The 6,174-nt window shown below is 69.5% G+C and carries 8 protein-coding genes; 3 read left to right on the top strand and 5 right to left on the bottom strand.

What is annotated here, in order from left to right:
- Nucleotides 1-314 (bottom strand): hypothetical protein (locus HMPREF2924_RS23530; RefSeq protein ID WP_070700672.1); only part of this gene is annotated, 314 nt, incomplete at its 3' end.
- Nucleotides 315-726: 412 nt separating this feature from the next.
- Here HMPREF2924_RS23530 and pmpM point away from each other — a divergent pair.
- Nucleotides 727-2,160 (top strand): proton-coupled multidrug efflux MATE transporter PmpM, encoded by a 1,434-nt coding sequence (gene pmpM / locus HMPREF2924_RS23525; RefSeq protein ID WP_003086920.1) that lies wholly within the window; start codon nucleotides 727-729, stop codon nucleotides 2,158-2,160.
- Here the strand turns inward: pmpM and rhtA are convergent.
- Nucleotides 2,143-3,036: a threonine/homoserine exporter RhtA gene (gene rhtA / locus HMPREF2924_RS23520; protein ID WP_003086919.1), complete on the bottom strand. Its 894-nt coding sequence runs from the start codon at nucleotides 3,034-3,036 to the stop codon at nucleotides 2,143-2,145. The genes pmpM and rhtA overlap by 18 nt on opposite strands.
- Here rhtA and HMPREF2924_RS23515 point away from each other — a divergent pair.
- The gene (locus HMPREF2924_RS23515; protein ID WP_003133347.1) at nucleotides 3,035-3,685 is read left to right on the top strand and encodes a helix-turn-helix domain-containing protein; all 651 of its coding nucleotides are present in this window, start codon (nucleotides 3,035-3,037) and stop codon (nucleotides 3,683-3,685) included. The genes rhtA and HMPREF2924_RS23515 overlap by 2 nt on opposite strands.
- A gap of 37 nt (nucleotides 3,686-3,722) precedes the next feature.
- Nucleotides 3,723-4,121, top strand: a complete 399-nt coding sequence (locus HMPREF2924_RS23510) for a VOC family protein (RefSeq protein ID WP_003133349.1) — start codon at nucleotides 3,723-3,725, stop codon at nucleotides 4,119-4,121.
- 15 nt (nucleotides 4,122-4,136) lie between these two features.
- Here the strand turns inward: HMPREF2924_RS23510 and HMPREF2924_RS23505 are convergent, their stop codons facing one another.
- The 3 genes from HMPREF2924_RS23505 to HMPREF2924_RS23495 all read right to left on the bottom strand — a co-directional run bounded on the left by HMPREF2924_RS23505 (nucleotide 4,137) and on the right by HMPREF2924_RS23495 (nucleotide 6,078).
- Nucleotides 4,137-4,613, bottom strand: a complete 477-nt coding sequence (locus tag HMPREF2924_RS23505; RefSeq protein ID WP_003086914.1) for a YbaK/EbsC family protein — start codon at nucleotides 4,611-4,613, stop codon at nucleotides 4,137-4,139.
- 68 nt (nucleotides 4,614-4,681) lie between these two features.
- Nucleotides 4,682-5,788: a WD40/YVTN/BNR-like repeat-containing protein gene (locus HMPREF2924_RS23500; protein ID WP_003133352.1), complete on the bottom strand. Its 1,107-nt coding sequence runs from the start codon at nucleotides 5,786-5,788 to the stop codon at nucleotides 4,682-4,684.
- 20 nt (nucleotides 5,789-5,808) lie between these two features.
- The gene (locus HMPREF2924_RS23495) at nucleotides 5,809-6,078 is read right to left on the bottom strand and encodes a MoaD/ThiS family protein (protein ID WP_003086912.1); all 270 of its coding nucleotides are present in this window, start codon (nucleotides 6,076-6,078) and stop codon (nucleotides 5,809-5,811) included.
- Between the last annotated feature and the right edge of the window lie 96 nt (nucleotides 6,079-6,174).

Below are 6,174 nucleotides of genomic sequence, written 5' to 3'. Positions count from 1 at the left end.
CTGCGTGCGTATTCCGCCTCGAACAGCGACAGGGCGTCGCTGAGCAACGACAGCAGGGAACCGGTGATGCGGCAGATGCTTTCGCCGGGCTCTTCGGTTTCGTCGAGCAGGTCGAGGACGCTCAGCGTTCCGATCGCCGACTCCAGACGGCGGCGGACGGTGTCGAACAGGTCTTCGCTGGCTGCGCTGCAGTCCAGGTAGAGGGTGGCGCAGCCGGGATGCTGGTTGCATTGCGAGGTGCGTCGCAGGGGGATGAAGGTGGAAGGGGACTGTGCGGTTATTGCGGGATTCGACGTATCATCGGCCTTAGCCATGGGTCAGCTCCTTGATTAGCTGGTCTCTGGTTAGCGGGTCGTAGGTGTTCCTGCACCTGCGGCCCGCGTCTTTTCTGCCCCCAAGAAAACAGATGGACTTGGCGACCCCTCCATCTTCCTCCTACTGGTTTTTTATCCAATTCCTGGGCGTCTGAGAGAGGCTGCGGAAAAGTCTGGGGGAGATGTCCGGCGTTTCCAGGGCATGTCATCCGCCGCTGTCACGGGTATCCGGCGGATAACCGCCAGGCGGTTATTCGCCCTACGGGGTCGGGCCTCAAGCGGGCAGCGCGGGGTCGTTTGTCTGCGCGTAGCGCGGTGGGGGGCTGGGCAACCGGCACGACCCTGCTGACCCTTCCTGACCACCCCGTCAACCCGTAAACTACGCGGTTCCCCTGCCCAGACAAGGACTGCCGTGAACAGCCCCGCCCTGCCCCTTTCCCGTGGCTTGCGCATCCGCGCCGAACTCAAGGAACTGCTGACCCTCGCCGCGCCGATCATGATCGCGCAACTGGCGACCACCGCCATGGGCTTCGTCGACGCGGTGATGGCCGGGCGCGCCAGTCCGCACGACCTGGCAGCGGTGGCGCTGGGCAACTCGATCTGGATCCCGATGTTCCTGCTGATGACCGGCACCCTGCTCGCCACCACGGCCAAGGTCGCCCAGCGCCATGGCGCCGGCGACCAGCCCGGCACCGGGCCGCTGGTGCGCCAGGCGCTGTGGCTGGCGCTGCTGATCGGACCGCTGTCGGGGGCGGTGCTGTGGTGGTTGTCGGAGCCGATCCTCGGCTTGATGAAAGTGCGCCCGGAACTGATCGGGCCGAGCCTGCTGTACCTCAAGGGCATCGCCCTGGGCTTCCCGGCGGCGGCGCTGTACCACGTACTACGCTGCTACACCAACGGCCTGGGACGGACCCGGCCGAGTATGGTGCTGGGGATCGGCGGGCTGCTGCTGAACATCCCGATCAACTACGCGCTGATCTACGGCCACTTCGGCATGCCGAAGATGGGCGGCCCCGGCTGCGGCTGGGCCACCGGCTCGGTGATGTGGTTCATGTTCCTCGGCATGCTGTTCTGGGTGAACAAGGCCTCGATCTACCGCGCCAGCCAACTGTTCTCGCGCTGGGAGTGGCCGGATCGCGCGACCATCGGCCCGCTGGTGGCGGTCGGCCTGCCGATCGGCATCGCGGTGTTCGCCGAGTCGAGCATCTTCTCGGTGATCGCCCTGCTGATCGGCGGGCTCGACGAGAACGTGGTGGCCGGCCACCAGATCGCCCTGAACTTCAGCGCGCTGGTGTTCATGATTCCCTATTCGCTGGGGATGGCGGTGACCGTGCGGGTCGGCCACAACCTCGGCGCCGGCCTGCCGCGCGACGCGCGCTTCGCCGCCGGCGTGGGGATGGCCGCGGCGCTGGGCTACGCCTGCGTCTCGGCGAGCCTGATGTTGTTGCTGCGCGAGCAGATCGCCGCGATGTATTCGCCGGACCCGGCGGTGATCGCCATCGCCGCCTCGCTGATCGTGTTCTCCGCGCTGTTCCAGTTCTCCGACGCCCTGCAGGTCACCGCCGCCGGGGCCCTGCGCGGCTACCAGGACACCCGGGTGACGATGATCATGACCCTGTTCGCCTACTGGGGCATCGGCCTGCCGGTGGGCTACAGCCTCGGCCTCACCGACTGGATCCAGGAACCCACCGGACCGCGCGGCCTGTGGCAGGGCCTGGTGGTGGGCCTGACCGGCGCGGCGATCATGCTCTGCATCCGCCTGGCGCGCAGCGCGCGGCGCTTCATCCGCCAGCACGAGCGCCTGCAGCGGGAGGACGCGGCGGCCGCCTCAGTCCTTGGCCGGTAGCGCCGGGGCGGCGCCACGCGACTTGACGCTGAGGGTAGTGCCGACCGAGGCGAGGATGATCGCGCCGATGGCCAGCCATTGGGTCGGGCTCAGCCGCTCGCCGAGGAACAGCAGCCCGGAGAGCGCGCCGAAGGCCGGCTCGATGCTCATCAGGGTGCCGAAGGTGCGCGCCGGCAGGCGGGTCAGCGCGACCATTTCCAGGGTGTAGGGCAAGGCCGTGGAGAGCACCGCGACGCCCAGCGCCAACGGGATCAGCGCCGGGTCGAGGAGGTCGGCGCCGGCGTGGGCGACGCCGATCGGCACCACCAGGATCGCCGCCACCAGCACCCCCAGCGCGGCGCCCTGGGCGCCATGGTCGGCGCCGGCGCGCTGGCCGAAGAGGATGTACAGCGCCCAGCACACGCCGGCGCCGAGGGCATAGGCGGCGCCGACCAGGTCGAGCGGCTCGGCGCTGTTGCCCAGCGGCAGCAACAGCCAGATGCCGAACACCGCCAGGCCGATCCAGAGGAAGTCCAGCAGGCGCCGCGAGGAGAGGATCGCCACCAGCAGCGGCCCGGTGAACTCCAGGGCCACCGCGATGCCCAGCGGCACGGTGCGCACCGAGAGATAGAACAGCAGGTTCATGCCGCCCAGGGCGATGCCGTAGACCACCACCGAGCGCAGCGATTGCAGGCTCAGGCGCTTGCGCCAGGGACGCAGGAGCAGCAGCAGGATCAGCGCGGCGAAGAACAGCCGCAGGGCCGTGGTGCCCTGGGCGCCGACCAGGGGGAACATGCTTTTCGCCAGGGAGGCGCCGCTCTGGATCGAGGCCATGGCGATCAATAGCAGGCCGACCGGCAACAGCGTTCCGGCGAGGCCGCGGGAGGTGGAGGTCATGGAAGAGGTCCGGCAGTGGGAAGCAGCCCGATGGACTGCGGGAAACGGGATGTGCACTATAATGCGCAAAACCGCGACAGTGAGCAATATATTGCCCAGCCCTACCGAACGCCCCAGCGTCCTCGAACATGTCTCCGGCAACGTCCGCCGCCTGCGCCTGCAAGCCGGCCTCAGCCAGGAAGCGCTGGCCCGCGCGGCCAGTGTCAGCCGGCGGATGCTGGTGGGCATCGAGAGCGGCGACGTCAATGTCAGCCTGTCGACCCTCGACCGTATCGCCGCCGCCCTCGGCGTGCTGTTCCCCGACCTGGTCCAGGCACCGGCCACCGACCGCTCGCGGATCAATGCGGTGGCCTGGGTCGGCCACCACCCCGAGAGCCGCGCCACCCTCCTCGCCAGCGCACCGGCGCGGCGCGAGGTGGAACTCTGGGCCTGGTCGCTGGGACCGGGCGAGCGCTACGTATCGGAACCCGACGCCGCCGGCTGGCGGGAGATGGTTCTGGTCATCGAAGGTCGCCTGCGCCTGGAACTGGCCGACGGCGAACGGCGCATCGAGGCCGGCGACTTCCATGCCTTCGCCAGCGACCAGCCGTACGCCTACGTCAACGATGGGGACGAGGTGGTGCGTTTCACCCGCAACGTGGTGAGCTAGGCTCTAGCCTCGAGCCAGCCTTCCAGAGGAGACCGCGATGAGCACACGCGTACGCCCCTTCCTGATGTTCCAGGGGGTCCAGGCCGAGGCGGCCATGAACTTCTACCTGTCGCTGTTCGACGACGCCGAGATCCTCCAGATCCAGCGCTACGGCGCCGAGGGGCCGGGCCCGGAGGGCTCGGTGCTGAAGGCGCTGTTCCGCCTCGGCGACCAGAGCGTGCATTGCATCGACAGCCATGTGCGGCACGCCTTCGATTTCACCCCGGCGTTCTCCTTCTTCGTCGAGTGCGAGAGCAACGCGCAGATCGAGCGCCTGGCCGAAGCCCTGGGCGACGGCGGCAAGGCCCTGATGCCGCTCGGCGACTACGGCTTCAGCCAGCGTTTCGCCTGGCTGGCCGACCGCTTCGGGGTGTCCTGGCAGCTCAACCTGGCCTGAGCCCGGCAGTTGCCGTCAGGCTTCCTGGAGGACTTCCTGGCACACATCGACCCACTGCGCATCCACCAGCTCGGCCATCCGTTGCGGGGCGATGCGGACCGCGCTGTGCACCGCCCCGGCGGCCGGCAGCACTTCGTCGAAGGCTTGCAGCGAGACGTCGCAGTACACCGCCAGCGGCGTCGCCAGGCCGAACGGGCAGACTCCGCCGACCGGGTGCCCGGTCAGCTCGACCACGTCCTCGGCGCCGAGCATCTTCGCCTTGCCGCCGAAGGCGGCCTTGATCTTGCGGTTGTCCAGCCGCGCGTCGCCGCGTGCCACCACCAGTACGGTGCGCTCGCCGACCCGCAGCGACAGGGTCTTGGCGATCCGCCCCGGCTCCACGCCATGGGCCTCGGCGGCCAGGGCGACGGTGGCGGTGCTGGTTTCCAGCTCGATGATGCGCAGGTCCGGGGCTTTCTCGGCGAAGAACCGCCGGACGGATTCGAGGCTCATGGGGTGGGCTCCTTGGCGAAAACCCACGAACTTATGCAAGCGCGCCGAGGCTGTCCAGCGCCGCGCGCTCAGGCGAAGCGCACGCAGTAGATCGGCGGCAGGTTGGCGGAGAGCTGCCGCCAGTCCTCCCCGCCGTTCTCGCTGAGCCACAGGCCGCCGGTGGTCGAGCCCATGGCCAGGCGCTCGCCGCTGGGGTCGATGTCCAGGCCGTGGCGGTAGACCAGGTCGTAGGCCGGGCCGTCGGGCAGGCCGCGCTCGAGGGTCTCGAAGCTGCGGCCGCCGTCGCGGGTGCGGGTGACCACGAAACGGGCGTCCCTGGGAATGCGGCATTCGTCCTTGGTCGCCGGGACGAACCAGGCCGTGTCCGGCTGCCGCGGATGCACGGCGACGGCGAAACCGAAGCTGGACGGCTCGGCGACCACGCCCTGCCAATGCAGGCCGCCGTCGCGGGAACGGAAGATGCCATTGTGGTGCTGCACCCAGAGGAACTCCGGGCGCGCCTGGCACTGCACCAGGCGGTGCGGGTCCTGGATCGCCGCCTCCTCGCTCTGCTCCGGCGGCATGTAGTCGGCGCGCATGCCTCTGGTGGTGCAGGTCCAGCTGCGGCCGTCGTCGTGGCTCTGCCAGACGCCGCCGCAAGACACCGCGACGGTGAGGTGGCGACTGTCGCGTGGGTCGACGCAGATGGAATGGATGCCGGGATGGTCGTAGCCGCCGCCGAACCACTGGGCGCGCTCGGGTCGTTCCCAGAGTTCGCGGTTGAGGCGCCAGCTGGCGCCACGGTCGTCAGAGCGGAACAGGCCGCCGGGGATGGTCCCGGCCCACAGCGTGCCGGGCCGGTCGGCGCCGCCTGGCTCGAGGATCCACAACTGCTGTAGCGACCAGGGTGGCTCCGCCGCCTGGCCTTCCAGCGGTTCGGCCGCTGGCGGCTGCGGCGGATAGACCGGCACCGCGCATTCCTTCCAGTCCGTCGCGCCGGCGTCGCGACGCCACAGCTTGACGCCGAAATGGCCGAGATTCAGCGCCGCGTAGAGCGCGCCGTCGCGCGGGTCGGCGAGGAGCATGCTCAGCGGCTCGCCGAGGAAGTGGCTGGCCATCGGCAGCCACTGGCCCGCCGCGTTGCGCCGCAGCTCGAACAGGCCCTTGCGGGTGCCGACATAGAGTCGCTCGCTCACCGGATGTCCTCCTCTGTTGGTCAACCGCCGCTCAGCGCCTGCACCACGTAGATCTCGCTATCGTCTTGGAGCGGATCGCCCAATCCCCGGCGATCGCGGACCTGCACGCCATCGACGAACAGCGCCACATGCCGGCGCAGACTGCCCTGGTCGTCGAGCAGGTAGCCGCGCAAGCGCGGCTCGCGGGCGAAGGCCGCCTGCAAGGCGGCGGCGACGGTGGCGGCGCCGACGTCCAGCGCGGGCATGGCGACATGCCGCTGGATGGCCGGGGCGAAGACGATACGGGGCATGCCGAGGCTCGCGGAAATGGCTCTGCTGGAACAGTGTAGAAGCCCTGCAGGCCACGGCTGGCGCGGCCCGCCCAGCGGTCGGCACACTCCGCAGCG

It is taken from the genome of Pseudomonas sp. HMSC063H08 (assembly GCF_001813645.1).
GTDB lineage: Bacteria > Pseudomonadota > Gammaproteobacteria > Pseudomonadales > Pseudomonadaceae > Pseudomonas > Pseudomonas aeruginosa.
Note: the sequence above shows the minus strand (reverse complement) of the source record. Positions and strands in the feature narration are given on the sequence as shown.